We start from the raw sequence: 16,045 nt of genomic DNA on the forward strand, positions 1-16,045 counted from the left end.
ATGCCAGAATTGCCAGAAGTTGAAACAGTTCGACGCGGGTTAGAAAAAATGGTTTTGGGAGCTACAATCGAACATGTTGAAGCTTTGTATCCTAAAATAATTAATGGTGATCCAAAGAAATTTTGTTGTCTTTTGAAAGAACGTAGAATTCTCTCTATTGACAGGCGAGGTAAGTATTTGATTTTTAATCTTAGTGGAGAACTTTCCCTAATTTCTCATCTTAGGATGGAGGGAAAGTATTTTGTAAAATTGAGCAGTGATCCGCTAGAAAAACATACGCATATTGTTTTTTCACTGCAGGGTGGACGTCAGTTGCGGTACAATGACGTAAGAAAATTTGGACGAATGGAATTGGTTCCAACATCTCATAAGTATGAAGTTCCGGGAATAAAGAAATTGGGCCCAGAACCAACAAGTGCTTCTTTTGATGCAGTTGCTTTTTATCAGCATTTGAATAAAAAGAAAAAAGCTATCAAAACAGCACTTCTTGATCAGACGTTAGTGGCAGGTTTGGGAAATATTTATGCTGATGAGGTCTTATGGCTAAGCCACATTCACCCAGAGACGCCAGCGTGTCATTTAGATAAAGAAGAAGCTGTGCAACTGCATGATTATATTATAATGGAACTTGCAAAAGCAACGAAAGCTGGAGGAACAACGATCAGAACATATACAGATGCTTTCCAGCATTTAGGATCGTTCCAATTTGATCTGCATGTGTATGGAAAAAAGGGAAAACCCTGTGAACGCTGTGGAGCCTCAATAGAAAAAATTGTTGTAGGTCAACGTGGAACGCATTTCTGTCCGGTTTGTCAGAAGGTTAAATAAATGATGTACATTTTAGGCTTAACTGGAGGAATCGCAAGCGGAAAATCGACTGTTAGTGCGTTTTTGAAGAAAAAAGGTGCTTTTGTGATTGATGGTGATATTATCGCTAGGCAAGTTGTTGAACCTGGAAAGATAGGTTTAAGGAAACTGAAAGAGGCCTTTGGAACTAAAATCATCAAGAAAGATGGTACATTGAATAGAGCTCGTCTAGGTAAGATTGTTTTTGCAGATAAAAAACAGCTGAAGAGATTAAATGAAATAACTGGTCCACTCATTAGACAAAGAGTTGAAGAGCAAATTGAAGAGGCAAGACAGTTAAAAATAAGATTGCTTGTTTTGGAGATCCCTCTTCTTTTTGAAGGACATTATGAAAAATATTGCGATAGTGTTATGACAGTTTCGATCCCTCATGAAGTTCAATTAGAGCGTTTGATGAAACGAAACAACTTGAAGAAGGGTGAGGCTCAAAAAAGAATTAAGACACAAATGAGCCAAGATGAACGAAATAGACGTGCAGATATTGTCATTGATAATTCTAAACAAGTTGAAGAAACCTTAACGCAAGTGATAGAATGGCTTATAATGAATAAGTTTGCATAGCACAAGAAAGAAATAATTCTTTTTAATGAGGTGAAGGATATGAGATGTCCCCATTGCCATCATAATGGTTCACGTGTTGTCGACAGCAGACCAGCGGACGACGGTCACGTAATTAGACGCCGCCGTGAGTGTGAAGCTTGTGGATTTAGATTCACAACTTTTGAAAGAGTTGAAGCCACACCGCTATTGGTTATCAAAAAAAATGGTACACGTGAAGAATTTAATCGGGAAAAAATACTTCGTGGGGTGATTAGGTCGGCGGAAAAAAGGCCGGTCGGGATGGACGAAATCACACGGATTGTTGATGAAGTTGAAAATAAAGTACGTTCTCTTGGCGAAAATGAAGTTTCTAGTCAATTAGTTGGCGAGTATGTAATGGGTTTGCTGGCAGATGTTGACGAAATATCATATATTCGTTTTGCAAGTGTTTATCGTCAGTTTAAGGATATGAGTGTTTTCTTAAAGGAACTGCAGGAAATGATGGCACGTGATAAAAAAAGCAAAAATAACGAGGATAGTAAGGAACGAACAGCAGATGACAAGAAGAAGTAAAGGATGTGTTTGTCATGGACGCAGGTTGGCAGGAGCTGTCTCCTAAAGATGGCTATCTAGTTGTTTCAAATGATGTAATATTTGATAGTGATATGGATGTTATATTGCGCCTTTACCAACCGTTGATGGGTGTAACTGCATTTGGACTGTACTCATTGTTTCGCACACAAATTGAAATGAAACCGCAACTTTCTGTTCGAAAAATGCACACTAAATTGTTTGATCTGTTAGGGATTGGTTTACGATCTTTTTTTGAGGCGCGTTGCAAACTCGAAGCTTTGGGGCTGTTGCGAACGTTTGAAAGAAAAGATGAACTTGGAAAGATGGACCTATATGTTATCCAAGTACCCCAGAAACCAGCTGCCTTTTTTAAGGATGATTTATTGCGTGCTCTGCTTTTAGAAACAGTTGGGGAAGATTGTTTTAATGAATTACAATCGCTTTTTATCCCTAAAAAATTTGTGGATAGCAAGGCACATGAAACAACAAAACATTTTCTGGATGTTTTTTCACTACAGACACAAGCTTTATACAATGCTGCTAATGCTGCGCAAGAGCGTCCGGAAGAAGTTTCCAAGGGAATTGTTTTGGATGAAGACAATAGCCAATTTGACATGGATTTTTTGCAGAAAATGCTAGTTAAATCTTTTGTTGATGCTGAACAGGTTATAAAGCAAAAAGAAAAAGTTATGGTGGCGCATGCGGTTTATGGACTTGATGAACTTGAAGTAATGCAACTTTTAGAAGAGGCAGCTAATGTGCAGACGAATGAGGTTGATTTTAGAGTTTTTATGTCACTACTGCACAAAAAATATAGTGAACGAGAATCTTTACGAACAAATTCATCTAAAGTTAACACGGATGTTCCCACTGTGAATGTAGTTTCTGAAAAAAATAGTGATTTGAATAGATCAGATCGAGCATTATTGAATGCATGTCATGCTTATGCTCCTGCGGAATTTTTGCAGGTTCTGAAATCTGAAAAGGGAACTTTTGTTACGACTGCGGAAAGAAACACACTTGAATGGGTATCAGCAAAACAATTATTTAATAATGCAGTTATCAATATTTTAATTCATTACATGATAGTTGATCGTGGAATGTCCGTCTTGAACCGAGCTTTTTTTGAAGCAGTCATTGCAGATTGGGCTCAGAAAAAAATTAAAGATCCCAAGGAAGCAATGAAGCAAGTTCGAACATTCAGTTCACAAAAAAAGCAAAATAATTATTCATCTGCAGGCTACTCAAAGCAAAACAGGCGTTCTAAGGTCATTCAAAAAGAGAAATTGCCTGATTGGGCGCAGGATGGGTACAAACCTAAGACTGTTTCAACTGTAAGTGAGGCAGAGCGAAAAAAAATTAAGGAAAAGCTAAGCCGTTTTCGCAAAAAAAAGTAAAATTGGTGCTGGGGAGATGACGAAATGAAAGATGTTGGTGAACAATTAGCTGAACAGTTAAAAAAACGTAATTGGACTAAAAACTATCAACAATTGATTCGCGATGCATTTGAAGATAAAGAAGTCAGAGCCTTCATTCGGAATAATCAAACTGAACTCACACAGGAAGATATTGCAAAGAGCGCTAGTAAAGTATATGAATTCGTCAGTGTAAAAAATAAAATAAAGCGTGGAGAAGAAACGCTTGCACCTGGGTATGATCCGCAATTGACTCTCAACAACCATCTAATAGATGTCACCTATGTTCCTAGCGAAGCGCTGATGGTACAAAAAAAACGACAAGCCGTTCATAACCGTGTTCGTTCAATCAATATGCCTAAAAATATCCGCGATGCAGAGTTAGCTGATTATGATCTTGAAGGGCGTGAGCTAGCCGCTGAAGCTGCTGGTCGTTTCATTGAAGAATATACGAGTTCTCCTAAAAAATTTCACCGTGCAATGTACCTGCAAGGGAGTTTTGGAGTAGGAAAAACTTATCTTTTGGGTGCAATCGCGAATGGTTTAGCTGAAGAAGGAGTGGCTTCTACTCTGCTGCATTTCCCTAGTTTTGCCGTTGAAATGAAGAATTCAATTGGAAATAACGGAACAATGAAAATGGTTGACGAGGTCAAAAGAACACCAGTTTTGATGTTAGATGACATTGGTGCTGATCAACTGTCAAGTTGGATCAGGGATGATATTTTAGGAGTTATCCTTCAGTATCGGATGCAAGAAGAGCTGCCAACTTTTTTTAGTTCTAATTTAGATATGGTTCAGCTTGAAAAGCAATACTTGACAACGAACAATCGGGGCGAAGCAGAACCACTCAAAGCAAAACGCATTATGGAACGAATCAGATTTTTAGCTGAGGAATTCAGAATTGTTGGTCGAAATCGTCGTCAATTTAAAAAATAATTTTGACTTGAACGTCAAGCTTATTAGTGGTTTAATATTAGGTAGTTGATGTAGAAGATAAACGGTTTATGAATTCAGGGATGGGTGGTCTTGACTGAAAACCACCCGAGCGGTAAGCTTACCACTTCTATTTTTTATCTGATGAAAATTCAGGTCGGACTGCGTCCGTTAGCAACGTATTTGAGGAGATTGCGAGCTTACTGTAATCTTGAATTTGGGTGGAACCGCGTTAAAAACGTCCCTAATATGCGTGAGGCATATTAGAGGCGTTTTTATTATCTTATTAAATTTGGAGGAATGAATTGTGGTAAAAATTAAAGTTACATTTCCAGATGGAGCAATCAAAGAATTTGACAAAGGAATTACGACTGAGGCAATTGCTAAAACTATCAGTACGAGTCTTGCAAAAAAGGCTGTTGCAGGAAATTTTAATGATCAGTTGATTGATTATCAGCAAGGTTTGGTTGAAGATGGGACACTAAAAATTATTACTAAAGATTCTCCAGAAGGACTACAGGTTTTGTGGCAAACGGGTGCTATTCTATTAGCGAGTGCATTATCTGAATTGTATCCTAAAATGCATTTTGGCGAAGGAAAAACAACAGAACATGGTTTTTACTTTGATACAGATAATGTTGATGGTCAGGTAGCTGAAACAGAATTTGAAAAAATTTCACAAAAAATGAAAGAATTTGTGAAAGCAAATATGACAATTGAATATAAGGTTCTTAGTGAGCAGGAAGCTCTGAAGGCAATTGATGGCGATCCTTATCGCATGGAGTTGGTTAAAAAAATAGCGGCGGAAAATAATGGTCAGGTAGCCGTACATGTACTTGGAAACTTTGTTGATGTTTCAAGTGGTGCAAAATTAGCTGCCACAAAAGGGGTTAAGATCTTTCAATTACTTTCCGTTGCTGGTGCTTATTGGAAAGGTGTTTCAAGCAATCCAATGCTTCAGCGTGTTTACGGTACTTCTTTCTTCAAGCAAAAGGACTTGGAAGCAGAATTGAAACGTCGTCAAGAAGCACGTGAACGTGATCACCGTGTTATTGGCAATGATTTGGATTTGTTTTTTGTTGATCCTAAGGTCGGTGCTGGCCTGCCTTACTGGATGCCCAAGGGAGCTACGATCAGAAGAACAATTGAGCGATATATTATCGACAAGGAGGTTTCACGCGGATATGAACATGTCTACACACCGATTCTTGCAAATCTAGATTTATATAAGCAGTCTGGACATTGGGATCATTATCGTGAGGATATGTTTCCACCAATGGACATGGGGGATGGGGAAATGCTTGAATTACGCCCGATGAATTGTCCATCACATATTCAGATATATAATCGGCATATCCGATCATATCGTGATCTTCCACTTCGAATTGCAGAATTAGGTATGATGCATCGTTATGAAAAATCTGGTGCTTTGACAGGATTGTCTCGTGTGCGTGAAATGACTTTAAATGATGGACACACTTTTGTTACACCAGACCAAATTGAAGAGGAATTCAAACAAACGCTTCAATTGATGGTCTCAGTGTACAGTGATTTTGATATCACTGATTATCGTTTCAGGCTTAGCTATCGTGATCCAAAGAATACTCATAAGTATTTTGATGATGATGAAATGTGGGAAAAGTCCCAAAAAATGTTGAAAGCTGCAATGGATGATCTTGGACTAGATTACTATGAAGCTGAAGGAGAAGCTGCTTTCTATGGTCCTAAGTTGGATGTTCAGACCAAAACTGCACTTGGCGGAGAAGAAACTCTTTCAACTATTCAATTAGATTTCTTATTGCCTGAAAAATTTGATTTACATTATATTGGTGCTGATGGAGAAGAGCATCGACCAGTTATGATTCATCGGGGGATTGTCTCAACGATGGAACGCTTTACAGCGTACTTAACAGAAATGTACAAAGGTGCATTTCCAACTTGGTTGGCTCCGCAGCAAGTTACAGTTATTCCTGTCAAGAATGATCTGCATTTGGGCTATTGCGAACAGTTACGTGATCGTCTAGTTGCAAATGGTGTCAGAGTTAACATTGATGAGAGAAATGAAAAGATGGGTTATAAAGTAAGGCAAGCACAAGTTAACAAAATTCCTTATATTTTGGTAGTTGGCGATAAAGAAGTAGCCGAAAAGGGCGTTTCTGTTCGCCGTTATGGGCAAGATAATAGTAAGGAAGTAAAGATCGAGGACTTTGTGAATGAAATTCTTGCTGATATATCAAGCTATAGCCGGGAAGTAAAATAAAATTTAAATGAATAGTTTTGAATTATAAACTTGACTTTGTGTAACCTTTGGTGGTAATATAATAAAAGTTGAGAAAAAAGCAGAAGCACCCGCTTCTCGCCTTGCGAACATTTTAGTTCCCGGGCACTTATATAATAGGTTTCGGATTGAACGAAGTGAAGAAAGCGGGAGGCTTAGCAATAAGTTTCCCGTTTTTTCTGCATTTTCTCTGATTATATTTGGAGGTGAAACACCATAGCAGTTGATAAAATGGTAAATGAAGGTATTCGAGCACGTGAAGTGCGTCTGATTGCTAGTGATGGCTCTCAGCTTGGTGTTAAGTCCAAGCAGGAAGCTTTGCGCTTAGCTGAACAGTCAAATTTGGATCTAGTTTTAGTTGCACCGAAAGCAAAACCGCCAGTTGCCAGAGTCATGGATTATGGGAAATATCGTTTCGAGTTGCAGAAAAAGCAGCGCGAAGCAAGAAAGAAACAAAAAGTCATTAATGTTAAAGAAGTTCGGTTAAGTCCAACAATTGATACTAATGATTTCAATACTAAAATGAAAAATGCACGTAAGTTTCTTTCTAAAGGGGACAAGGTTAAGGTATCTATTCGATTTAAGGGTCGTGCAATCACGCATAAAGAGATTGGTTACGATGTTTTAAATCGGTTCTCAAAAGCAACTAATGATATTGCAACGGTTGAATCAAGAGCTAAAATGGATGGTCGTAGCATGTTTTTAATGTTAGCGCCTAAAGCTGAAAAATAGGCTTTATAACATAGGAGGAAGAAAGTATTATGCCAAAACAAAAAACACATCGCGCTTCAGTAAAACGTTTCAAAAGAACAGGAAATGGTGGTTTAAAGCGTTCAAATGCTTTTACTAGTCATCGTTTCCACGGAAAAACGAAGAAACAACGTCGCCAATTGCGTAAAGCATCGATGGTGTCTTCTTCTGATATGAAACGAATCAAACAAATGCTTTCACAAGTTAAGTAATCAATGCATTTTTCGTTTTTTATTGTTTAACAAATTAAAATAAGATCACGTATGTGACCAGTAATATATCTTGTAAAAGAGATATGTGTTCTAAGGGCAAATTCGTTTATTGCGAATAATATTTCAATTGATACCCTTAGACTAACTTAAGGAGGAATTTTCATGCCACGTGTTAAAGGTGGAACAGTTACACGCCAACGTCGTAAAAAAATGATCAAATTAGCAAAGGGATATCGTGGATCAAAGCATATCCAATTTAAAGTTGCTAAGCAACAAGTTATGAAATCTTACCAATATGCATTTCGTGATCGTCGTAAGACTAAGACTAATTTCCGTAAATTATGGATTGCTCGTATCAATGCTGCTGCCCGCAACAATGATATCAGTTATAGCAAGTTGATGCATGGTTTGAAACTAGCAGAAGTTGAAGTAAATCGTAAAATGCTAGCAGACTTGGCTATTAATGACAGTGCTGCTTTCACTTCTATTGTTGAAGAAGCAAAGAAAGCTTTAGCTAAATAATCAACGTAAGCAAGAAGAGAGAGTCTAGGACAAATTTGTTCTAGACTTTTGTTATATCTAGGTAATTTTGTTGTATAAACAGTAGCAATTATAATTTTTGCGTAACTTGATGAAAGTAGCATATAATAAATAAGTTAAGAAAAAGTAGGAGTGTGTTATATGTTTACACGTTTCAAGCCAACCTGGATGCTTGAATCAATTTATGATTTGACACCAGGTGATTTAAGAAAGAATGGAATCAAGGTCATTTTAACAGATTTAGACAACACTCTGATTGCATGGAATAATCCTGGCGGAACGCCTGAATTAAAAAAATGGTTAGAGATAATGCAGGCAGAGTCAATTCCAGTGATTGTCGTGTCTAATAATAGTAAGAAACGCGTTGCTAAGGCTGTATCACCGCTAAAACTTGCTTTTGTTTCACGAGCATTAAAACCCTTTTCACGTGGAATAAATGAAGCAAAACAAAAATTCAAACTAAAAAATAGTGAATTAGTTTTAGTAGGCGATCAACTCATGACAGATGTTGCTGCTGCTAACTCAGCTGGGATCAAAAGTATCCTAGTTAAACCAATTATTGAAACAGACGCATGGAATACTAAAATAAATCGTTTTTTTGAAAAAATGATAAAAAAAAGTTTAATAAAAAATAATGTTATTTCATCAACATGGGGGCATTCATTAGATGACTAAAGAGAACGAAGAACTGTATTGTATTGGTTGTGGGGCATTGATTCAGAGCTCCAATCCTGAAGGAGTTGGATATGTTCCGGCTTCGGCAGTTCAAAAAAGGGATGAAGATGAAGATCTGTATTGTAGACGCTGTTTTAGACTGCGGCATTATAATGAAGTGTCCGATGTGGCATTAACAGACGATGATTTTTTAAAAATCCTGACACAAATTGGTGAAACAGATTCGTTAATAGTTAATGTTGTTGATATTTTTGATTTTAGTGGATCGATTATACCGGGGCTTCAACGTTTTGTAGGTGATAATCCCATTTTAATTGTTGGTAATAAAGAGGATCTGTTACCAAAGTCTCTAAAAAGATCCAAGTTGCGGGATTGGATTAGGCAAAATGCCAACATGCAAGGTCTTCGACCAATTGATGTTGCATTGGTAAGTGCCAAAAAAAATCACATGATAGATTCTTTATTAAGATTGATTGACAAGCACCGAAATGGTCGTGATGTTTATGTGGTAGGTGTTACCAATGTTGGAAAGTCAACACTTATCAACCAGGTTATCAAGCAAAAAACTGGAATTGACGAGTTGATTACAACTTCTCGTTTTCCTGGAACAACGCTTGATAAGATCGAGATCCCTCTAGATGATGAACATTCTCTAATTGATACTCCTGGAGTCATTCATCAGCAGCAAATGGCGCATTTTCTTTCAGGCAAAGAGCTGAATATTGCTGTACCACAAAAAGAAATCAAACCTAAAGTTTATCAACTGGGATCAGGACAGACACTTTTCCTAGGCGCTTTAGCTCGTTTTGACTATTTGGGCGGAGAAAAAAAGGGTGTCGTGGTATATGTTGATAATAATTTGATGATCCATCGAACGAAAACAAGTAATGCTGACACTTTTTATGAAAAACATGCCGGTGAATTATTGCAGCCGCCGATTGCTGAAAATATTGAGAAATTACCCAAACTTGTCCGTTTCGAATTTAAAGCAACTCAAAAAAGTGATCTTGTTTTTTCAGGATTAGGCTGGATAACTGTTAATGCGGATACGATTATTGCAGGATGGGCACCCCAAGGAGTTGCAGTTACGTTACGAAGAGCAATGATTTAAATTATGGAGGAAATCATGTCATTAACTGGTAAACAAAAACGTTTTTTAAGAACTCAGGCTCATTCAATGAAGCCTCTTTTTCAAATTGGAAAAGTAGGCTTGAATACTGTTTGGATTAAAGAAGTCAAAAATGCTTTGAACAAGCGCGAATTAATAAAGATCAATCTTTTACAGAATGCTCCATCAGATACTAGTGAAGTACGTGAGTATCTAGAAACAAAAACAGATTTTCAAGTTGTTCAAGAAATAGGACATATTTTGGTTCTTTACCGGCAGGCAGACAGCGAAAAAAATCGCGATATCTCAATTAAGCTAAAGGAATTATAAGCAAATGCGGAGGTGTGAAAAGTGACTGTGCAAACGGTGAAAGACCCGCAAGTCTTGACCATGTCAAAAACTGATTTTAATGAAAATAAAAAAAGAATTGGGATTCTGGGGGGAACCTTCAATCCACCTCACATGGGACATTTAATTATTGCAGAGCAGGTTGCCGATCAGCTGGGTTTGGAACGTATACTTTTTATGCCAGATGCTAAACCGCCTCATGTGGATCATAAGGGTTCGATTGATGCAATTGAGCGTGAGCGGATGGTTGCATTAAGTATAGAGGGAAATGCTCTTTTTCAGATGGAAGAATGCGAACTAGAGCGTGGAGGAATAAGCTATACTTATGATAGTGTTAAATTTTTAAAAAAATGTCACCCAGATTACGAATTATATTTTATCATTGGCGGAGATATGGTTGCTTATCTGCCTAAGTGGCATAAAATTGACCAATTGGTTAAAATGGTACATTTTGTGGGGGTTGCCCGGGAAGGTTATCCCCAGAATAGCCCATATCCAATTACATGGGTTGATATCCCTTTGATCAACATCAGTTCAACTTTAATTCGGCAAAAATTAAGTCAGCATTGCTCAATCAAATATCTGGTACCTGCTGCTGTTGAGAAATACATTTACGAAAGGGGACTTTACGGTGTTTGATTTGAAGTATCGCAAAGATTATTTTGCTGGAAGCAGAGATGAGCTGTGTGCTAAAATTCAGCAGAGTGTAAGTACAAAACGCTATCAGCACATTTTAGGAGTTGAACAGGCAGCTGTTCAACTTGCACAAGAAAATAATGTTGATGTTGAAAAGGCGAGTATTTCAGGTTTAGTTCATGATTATGCTAAAGAACGAAGTACTGAGGAATTCAAAAGAGTAATTGAAAAAAAGCATTTAGATCCCGATTTACTGAAATGGAATAATTTTATATGGCACGGAGTCGTAGGTGCTGAGATTATTGCAGATGAACTTAAGATAGATGATGAAGAGATATTGAATGCTGTCAGACGTCACACAGTTGGTTCTGCAGTAATGACTCAATTAGATAAAGTAGTTTATGTTGCTGATTTTATTGAGAAGGGACGTGTATTTCCTGATGTAGATGTTGCACGTACGATTGCGTTTAACAATCTGGATCAGGCAGTTGCTTTTGAAACTAAACATACCCTGCAATATTTGTTGGCTGCAAACAAGACGATTTATCCTGTAGCTATTGAAACTTATAATCGCTGGGTAGTCGCAGTAAATTAAGGAGAATTAGATGAATAGCAAAGATATTTTAAAGGTAGTTGTTGAAGCAGCAGATAGTAAAATGGCTGAAGATGTTGTTGCACTTGATGTTCAAAAGATAAGTTATGTGGCCGATTATTTTGTGATTATGCAGGCCGATTCAGAACGTCAGGTAAAAGCAATTGCCGATACGATTGAAGAAAAAGCCGAGGAAAATGGAGTTACGATTAAGCAAATTGAAGGAAAAAATAGTGGGACATGGATATTGATAGACCTGTCCGATGTTATTGTACATGTTTTTAAAACAGAAACACGGCATTTTTACAATTTAGAGAAGCTTTGGTCAGAAGCACCGCTTGTTAACCTCACTGATTGGATAACGGATTAAGATGATTTATACAACTTTTGCCCAATTATATGATGATTTAATGGAACCAGAAATATACACACGCTGGTGTTCGTTAGTTGAAGAACAGGTTCCAATGATTTCGTCAGCTCAAATTCTTGATCTTGCATGTGGAACAGGAAGATTGGCTGTTTTATTTGCCAAAAAAGGCTACAATATTGCAGGTGCAGATTTGTCCACTGATATGCTGGCTTTGGCTGAAAAACGTGCAAGAGACGAAAAAGTTAAAGTTCCTTTGATTGAAACTGATATGCTCGATTTGAGTGAACTAGCAAAATTCGATGTTATCACTTGCTGTTTGGATTCTTTGTGTTATTTGGAGAATGAAGACGATATGCTGAAAGTTTTTAGTCAAGTGTATGAGCATTTGCAAAAGGGAGGGGACTTTATCTTTGATGTAATCTCTCCTTATCAGACAGATGTCGTTTATCCTGGTTATATGTACAATTATACAGACAATGAACAGGCCTTTATATGGCAGTCCTATAGTGGGGGAAAACCACATAGTGTCACTCATATTCTAAATTTTTTTGTGTATGATAAACAAAATAACGAATATGCACGCTTAAGTGAAACACATTATGAACGGACGTACACACTATCCAAATATTTGAAATTGTTGGATGCCGCAGGGTTTGAAAACGTAGAAAAATTTGGTGATTTTGGGAGCGCTGAGCTTTCTGAAACAACGGATAGATGGTTCTTTGTTTGCCATAAAGCATAGGGAGCGAAATGTAGTGACAGTAATTGGAATAATTGCCGAATATAATCCTTTTCACAATGGACATCTCTATCAGATTAAGCAAGTGCGTGCTCAATTTTCTGATGCTACGATCATTGTTGCTATGAGTGGAAACTTCTTGGAACGAGGGGAGCCGGCATGTGTTGATAAGTGGACACGTGCAAAGCAAGCTTTGTCAGCTAGTGTTGATCTAATTGTGGAATTACCGCTTGTTTTTTGTGTTCAGCCAGCCGATCGATTTGCGCTGGGAGCGATAAAAATTTTGAAGGAATTAGGTGTTCAGAAATTATTCTTCGGTGCAGAACATGCCACTTACAATTTTGATTTGATGGCGAAAAAAACATTGGATGTTCATGGAGATTTTGCTAAATATAATGAGTCTTTTGCAGCCGCATATCAGCGAGCAGTTCGTGAAAAATTAGGATATAGCGTTGACCAGCCCAATGATCTTTTGGGACTAGCATATGCAAAAGCAAATAGAAAATTAGGTTCTCCGTTTCAGCTGATGCCAATTCAGCGAGTGGTAGCTGGACATCATGATCTTTTTTTAAAGGAAAAAAAGCATATTGCTAGTGCATCCGCAATTAGAAAGCAACTTGAAATGCAAAGCAAGAAAGAAATAAAAAAATATGTTCCTGTTGTAACCTATGCTACTTTGGCTAATGAGAGAATAATTTCTTGGAAGAATTTTTGGCCGTTGTTACAATATCAAATCAAGACAAGCAGTTTAAAGAAAATAGGGCAACTATATGATGTTTCAGAGGGACTTGAATATCGAGTAAAGCAGCAGATGGAGCGACTTCCTGAAAATGCAAAATTTGATGATTGGATCAAAGCGGTTAAATCAAAACGCTATACTTATACTCGTTTATCGCGCTTAGCAGTAATTATACTCATACAGGTCACTCCTGAGGAAGTCAAACAGGTTGATGAGCATCCTTATATCAGACTGTTGGGCTTTAGTGGTAAAGGACGACTTCATTTGAATAAAATAAAAAAGAACTGCAGTTATCCCATAATAACAAAGGTTGATAAAAATAATAAGGAAGGTCTTATGCGAGTTGATTATCGTGCAGGGACTGTATATTCCTTAATAAATGGTATGACGCAAGATTTGAGACAAGTTCCACTGCGTTTTGAATAAGCAGCTGTCAAGGAATAAACGTTGACATTGGTTTGCGAGACAGGTATAATTACGGTTGTTGTATTAGGAGGAGATTTGTATGAAGTGGTCTCTGAGTGAGTTGAGTCAAAAGGGAGCAAAGCCTCTCCATATTGATACAATGGTTGATGTTACAGCATCGATTAAAGAGCGAAACAAGGATATTCTTGCTATTTCACCGGCACATGTCCACGGTCTGTTTTCGATGGATAGCTTGGGTTTGTTGGGGTATTTGGAGGTAACGGTTAGCGTGACGGTGCCTTCAACGAGATCGTTAAAACCGGTCAAGATACCGCTTAAATTTAATACTAGTGAATATTATATCAGCCATTATGAGTCTAATATGGAACGATTTGATGATAATGATGTTGTGATTATTTTAGATAATGACGTTATTGACTTGGGTCAAATCGTGGAGGATAACATTTTGCTACATATTCCGATGAAGATTCTAACTGAGGATGAGAAACAGCATGCGGCAGATTTGCGCGGTTCCGATTGGAACCTATCAGAGGAAGACAGTCAACGTAATGATGGCGATGGTGTTGACCCCCGGATGGCAAAATTAAAGGATTTTTTTAAAACTGATAAATGAGTCAGCGGATGGTTGCAAATTTAGCGAATACAAAGTACAATTCTTCTTGTTGAATAATTTATAATTAATTTAAAGGAGGTGGCTGTCAATGGCAGTACCAGCACGTAAAACTTCAAAGACACGTAAAAGATTACGCCGTACACATTACAAGCTACAGGTGCCAGGAATGAGCGCTTGCCCAAATTGTGGTGAGTTAAGAAAATCACATCATGTATGTTCAAGTTGTGGTTACTATGGTGACAAAGAAGTCGTTAAAATTTCAAAGTAAGACGAACTTCGATTACAATGAAATAGTAGCATTCCAGACTTATATGTCGTGGAATGTTTTTTTTTACCATAAATATGTGCTTAGTGAGTTTTTAATGTTTTAGTGGAGACTAAGGCAAAAATTGTGGTAGAATTTATCAAGGCAAGGAGGCAACAATGATGAAAGTGCACAATGTTGAACTGACAATAAGTGCAGTTAGACCAGAACAATATCCTGATGAAGGTTTCCCAGAAATTGCCTTGGTCGGCCGCTCTAATGTCGGAAAGTCATCGCTAATCAATACCTTAATTGAGCGTAAAAGCTATGCGCGAACATCTGGTCAACCTGGAAAAACGCAAACACTCAATTTTTATAATGTTGAATCAAAATTGTTTTTGGTTGATGTTCCGGGGTATGGGTACGCCAAAGTTTCAAAAAAAGAGCGTGATAAATGGGGCCGAATGATTGAAACGTATTTAACAAAGCGTCCCAGTCTTAAGGGTGTAATCTCACTGATTGATGCTCGACACGATCCTACTGAATTAGACATCCAAATGCTGGATTTTTTACACTACTACCAGTTGCCTGTTTTGACTGTTGGTACAAAAATAGACAAGGTTCCACGTTCAAAATGGAATAAAGTGACGAGTAGTACATTGAAAAAAATAAGTTTTTTGAACGAAGACAATTTTACATTGTTTTCTGCTACTGACAAGACTGGAAAAGATTCAGTTTGGGCTTGGATTGAAAAGATGACAGGGCAAAATTGAAAGGGTGACAGTGATGGAATTTGATGATTATCAAAAGGCTGCTAAAAGAACACTATATGGTAATGAACAGGTTCTAACGAACTGCGCGTTGGGACTGGCGGGGGAAAGCGGACAGTTAATTGATTTGATTAAAAACTACACTTTTAAAGGACAAGATTTAGATCGTTCAGAGATGGTACATGAAATAGGAGATGTGCTTTGGTATCTATCTCAGATTGCAGCATGGGCGGATATACCCTTTGATGAAGTCGCTGAAGATAACATTAGAACACTGAATAAACGTTACCCACACGGCTTTTCGCAAGGCAAGTAAAGAAGCTGGGGTTTAGGCTACATATAGCAAACAATATTATTGAATGTTAGAAATAATTAATAAAAGAATCTCAAGCGGGTTATAAGCCTTGCTTGAGATTCTTTTATTACAACAAAATTATTACTAATTCTGTGTCTAATTACTTTTTCTTCTGTTCTTTCTTTGCATTCTCGCTATCTTTTGATTTTTTCTTTGGAGGTTCAATAGGATCAACTGCAAGTTTTTCAAATAATTTGTCTAACTGATTTTGACGATTTATTGTAAGTCCCATAGTGGTAAATCACTCCCTTATCGGTAATGTATAGTTCTGTTTAGATACTTTCAAGGTTAACAGTTTTTGAAATATATTTCAATAAATTAA

Annotated in this window: 23 protein-coding genes and 1 other annotated feature; of the genes, 22 read left to right on the top strand and 1 reads right to left on the bottom strand. The window is 37.4% G+C overall.

Features of this window, described 5'->3' with window-relative positions; translation table 11 throughout:
* The 22 genes from mutM (at position 1) to FD20_RS02200 (ending at position 15,684) form a co-directional block, all read left to right on the top strand.
* Entirely contained in the window at positions 1–828 is an 828-nt protein-coding gene (mutM, locus tag FD20_RS02100) for a DNA-formamidopyrimidine glycosylase (protein ID WP_057735934.1), read from the top strand.
* Positions 829–1,428 carry a dephospho-CoA kinase gene (gene coaE, locus FD20_RS02105; RefSeq protein WP_057735935.1) on the top strand — a complete coding sequence of 200 codons (600 nt, stop codon included), beginning with the start codon at positions 829–831 and terminating at the stop codon, positions 1,426–1,428.
* 39 nt (positions 1,429–1,467) lie between these two features.
* A complete protein-coding gene (gene nrdR / locus FD20_RS02110; protein ID WP_057735936.1) occupies positions 1,468–1,980 on the top strand; it encodes a transcriptional regulator NrdR in 513 nt (170 codons plus the stop codon).
* Positions 1,981–1,994: 14 nt separating this feature from the next.
* A complete protein-coding gene (locus tag FD20_RS02115) occupies positions 1,995–3,377 on the top strand; it encodes a replication initiation and membrane attachment family protein (protein WP_057735937.1) in 1,383 nt (460 codons plus the stop codon).
* Positions 3,378–3,401: 24 nt separating this feature from the next.
* Entirely contained in the window at positions 3,402–4,331 is a 930-nt protein-coding gene (gene dnaI / locus FD20_RS02120; protein WP_057735938.1) for a primosomal protein DnaI, read from the top strand.
* Between the two features lie 90 nt (positions 4,332–4,421).
* Complete coding sequence (locus FD20_RS13260; protein ID WP_157060823.1) at positions 4,422–4,595, top strand: hypothetical protein; 174 nt, start codon at positions 4,422–4,424, stop codon at positions 4,593–4,595.
* Positions 4,596–4,635: 40 nt separating this feature from the next.
* Positions 4,636–6,588: a threonine--tRNA ligase gene (gene thrS / locus FD20_RS02125; protein ID WP_057735939.1), complete on the top strand. Its 1,953-nt coding sequence runs from the start codon at positions 4,636–4,638 to the stop codon at positions 6,586–6,588.
* Positions 6,589–6,659: 71 nt separating this feature from the next.
* Positions 6,660–6,792, top strand: a sequence feature (ribosomal protein L20 leader region).
* 45 nt (positions 6,793–6,837) lie between these two features.
* Positions 6,838–7,338: a translation initiation factor IF-3 gene (gene infC, locus FD20_RS02130; protein WP_056967411.1), complete on the top strand. Its 501-nt coding sequence runs from the start codon at positions 6,838–6,840 to the stop codon at positions 7,336–7,338.
* Between the two features lie 29 nt (positions 7,339–7,367).
* Positions 7,368–7,568 carry a 50S ribosomal protein L35 gene (gene rpmI, locus FD20_RS02135; protein WP_057735940.1) on the top strand — a complete coding sequence of 67 codons (201 nt, stop codon included), beginning with the start codon at positions 7,368–7,370 and terminating at the stop codon, positions 7,566–7,568.
* A 162-nt stretch (positions 7,569–7,730) separates the two neighbouring features.
* Positions 7,731–8,090, top strand: a complete 360-nt coding sequence (gene rplT / locus FD20_RS02140; RefSeq protein WP_057735941.1) for a 50S ribosomal protein L20 — start codon at positions 7,731–7,733, stop codon at positions 8,088–8,090.
* 159 nt (positions 8,091–8,249) lie between these two features.
* Positions 8,250–8,783 carry a YqeG family HAD IIIA-type phosphatase gene (locus FD20_RS02145; RefSeq protein ID WP_057735942.1) on the top strand — a complete coding sequence of 178 codons (534 nt, stop codon included), beginning with the start codon at positions 8,250–8,252 and terminating at the stop codon, positions 8,781–8,783.
* Positions 8,776–9,894 (top strand): ribosome biogenesis GTPase YqeH, encoded by a 1,119-nt coding sequence (yqeH, locus tag FD20_RS02150; protein WP_057735943.1) that lies wholly within the window; start codon positions 8,776–8,778, stop codon positions 9,892–9,894. Before FD20_RS02145 ends, yqeH begins: the two co-directional genes overlap by 8 nt.
* Positions 9,895–9,909: 15 nt before the next feature.
* Positions 9,910–10,221: a ribosome assembly RNA-binding protein YhbY gene (yhbY, locus tag FD20_RS02155; protein WP_057735944.1), complete on the top strand. Its 312-nt coding sequence runs from the start codon at positions 9,910–9,912 to the stop codon at positions 10,219–10,221.
* 60 nt (positions 10,222–10,281) lie between these two features.
* Entirely contained in the window at positions 10,282–10,878 is a 597-nt protein-coding gene (locus FD20_RS02160; protein ID WP_057736058.1) for a nicotinate-nucleotide adenylyltransferase, read from the top strand.
* Entirely contained in the window at positions 10,871–11,470 is a 600-nt protein-coding gene (gene yqeK / locus FD20_RS02165; protein ID WP_057735945.1) for a bis(5'-nucleosyl)-tetraphosphatase (symmetrical) YqeK, read from the top strand. Before FD20_RS02160 ends, yqeK begins: the two co-directional genes overlap by 8 nt.
* Positions 11,471–11,480: 10 nt before the next feature.
* Positions 11,481–11,837 carry a ribosome silencing factor gene (gene rsfS, locus FD20_RS02170; RefSeq protein ID WP_057735946.1) on the top strand — a complete coding sequence of 119 codons (357 nt, stop codon included), beginning with the start codon at positions 11,481–11,483 and terminating at the stop codon, positions 11,835–11,837.
* Position 11,838: 1 nt separating this feature from the next.
* The gene (locus FD20_RS02175) at positions 11,839–12,579 is read left to right on the top strand and encodes a class I SAM-dependent DNA methyltransferase (protein ID WP_057735947.1); all 741 of its coding nucleotides are present in this window, start codon (positions 11,839–11,841) and stop codon (positions 12,577–12,579) included.
* Between the two features lie 13 nt (positions 12,580–12,592).
* Positions 12,593–13,741, top strand: a complete 1,149-nt coding sequence (locus FD20_RS02180; RefSeq protein WP_057735948.1) for a nucleotidyltransferase — start codon at positions 12,593–12,595, stop codon at positions 13,739–13,741.
* 79 nt (positions 13,742–13,820) lie between these two features.
* Positions 13,821–14,354, top strand: coding sequence for a YceD family protein (locus FD20_RS02185; protein WP_057735949.1), 534 nt, complete (start codon positions 13,821–13,823; stop codon positions 14,352–14,354).
* Between the two features lie 88 nt (positions 14,355–14,442).
* Positions 14,443–14,622: a 50S ribosomal protein L32 gene (rpmF, locus tag FD20_RS02190; RefSeq protein ID WP_057735950.1), complete on the top strand. Its 180-nt coding sequence runs from the start codon at positions 14,443–14,445 to the stop codon at positions 14,620–14,622.
* 158 nt (positions 14,623–14,780) lie between these two features.
* Positions 14,781–15,371, top strand: a complete 591-nt coding sequence (gene yihA, locus FD20_RS02195; RefSeq protein ID WP_057735951.1) for a ribosome biogenesis GTP-binding protein YihA/YsxC — start codon at positions 14,781–14,783, stop codon at positions 15,369–15,371.
* A gap of 13 nt (positions 15,372–15,384) precedes the next feature.
* On the top strand, positions 15,385–15,684 hold the full coding sequence (locus FD20_RS02200) for a nucleoside triphosphate pyrophosphohydrolase family protein (protein WP_057735952.1): 300 nt from the start codon (positions 15,385–15,387) through the stop codon (positions 15,682–15,684).
* 139 nt (positions 15,685–15,823) lie between these two features.
* Here the strand turns inward: FD20_RS02200 and FD20_RS13960 are convergent, their stop codons facing one another.
* Positions 15,824–15,955, bottom strand: coding sequence for an SPJ_0845 family protein (locus FD20_RS13960; protein WP_268871929.1), 132 nt, complete (start codon positions 15,953–15,955; stop codon positions 15,824–15,826).
* Positions 15,956–16,045 lie beyond the last annotated feature (90 nt).

Source organism: Liquorilactobacillus uvarum DSM 19971 (assembly GCF_001434935.1).
Taxonomy (GTDB): Bacteria; Bacillota; Bacilli; order Lactobacillales; family Lactobacillaceae; genus Liquorilactobacillus; species Liquorilactobacillus uvarum.